Source organism: Methylobacterium aerolatum (assembly GCF_022179085.1).
GTDB classification, from domain to species: domain Bacteria; phylum Pseudomonadota; class Alphaproteobacteria; order Rhizobiales; family Beijerinckiaceae; genus Methylobacterium; species Methylobacterium aerolatum.
This window is the reverse complement of the sequence record NZ_BPQE01000038.1, coordinates 1-1,084: the sequence shown is the minus strand read 5'-3', so window position 1 is coordinate 1,084 and position 1,084 is coordinate 1. Positions and strand designations below refer to the sequence as shown.

Below are 1,084 nucleotides of genomic sequence, written 5' to 3'. Positions count from 1 at the left end.
CGAGGCGCTACCTAAATAGCTTTCGCGGAGAACCAGCTATTTCCGAGTTTGATTGGCCTTTCACCCCTAGCCACACGTCATCCAAGACCTTTTCAACGGGCACTGGTTCGGACCTCCAGTGGGTGTTACCCCACCTTCATCCTGCACATGGCTAGATCACTCGGTTTCGGGTCTAAAGCCACGAACTGAACGCCCTGTTCAGACTCGCTTTCGCTGCGCCTCCACCTATCGGCTTAAGCTCGCTCGTAACTTTAAGTCGCTGACCCATTATACAAAAGGTACGCGGTCACCCAGGACAAACCTTGGGCTCCCACTGTTTGTAAGCATCCGGTTTCAGGTACTCTTTCACTCCCCTCGTCGGGGTGCTTTTCACCTTTCCCTCACGGTACTGGTTCGCTATCGGTCGCTGAGGAGTACTTAGGCTTGGAGGGTGGTCCCCCCATGTTCAGACAGGATTTCACGTGTCCCGCCCTACTCGAGTCCTGTCGATCAACCGTCCCGTACGGGGCTGTCACCCATCACGCCGGCCTTTCCAGACCGTTCCGGTAATCTCACAACAGGCACTGGCCTGATCCGCGTTCGCTCGCCACTACTAACGGAGTCTCGTTGATGTCCTTTCCTCCGGGTACTGAGATGTTTCAGTTCCCCGGGTTCGCTTCAAACCCCTATGGATTCAGGATTTGATACCTTCATCTGACCGACCGTATGGAAGTGCGGGCTCGCGCCCGCACCACCATACGGAAGGTCGAAGGTGGGTTTCCCCATTCGGAAATCCCTGGATCAAAGCTCGTTCGCAGCTCCCCAAGGCTTATCGCAGCGTACCACGTCCTTCATCGCCTCTCAGCGCCAAGGCATCCACCGAATGCTCTTAAGGCACTTGATCGCTCCCGTGATCGATGTCCGCCGTTGAGCGACAGCCGTAAGGCTGGCTCTCAACGCGACACGATACCGGTCGCAAAAAGACCAGCGATCAGATCGTTTCCGACCCGATCGCCGTATGCTTGCCGAACATGACCGCAGGGACAAAACGCTCTCGCGCTCCCCACAGCCACATTCCCTCTTCACGATGTTAGATATCTTCGCA

General features: G+C 56.1%; 1 rRNA gene. It reads right to left on the bottom strand.

Annotated elements, in window-relative coordinates:
* A 23S ribosomal RNA gene (locus MFF06_RS20960) occupies nucleotides 1-883 on the bottom strand; the annotation flags it as partial.
* Nucleotides 884-1,084: the final 201 nt, after the last annotated feature.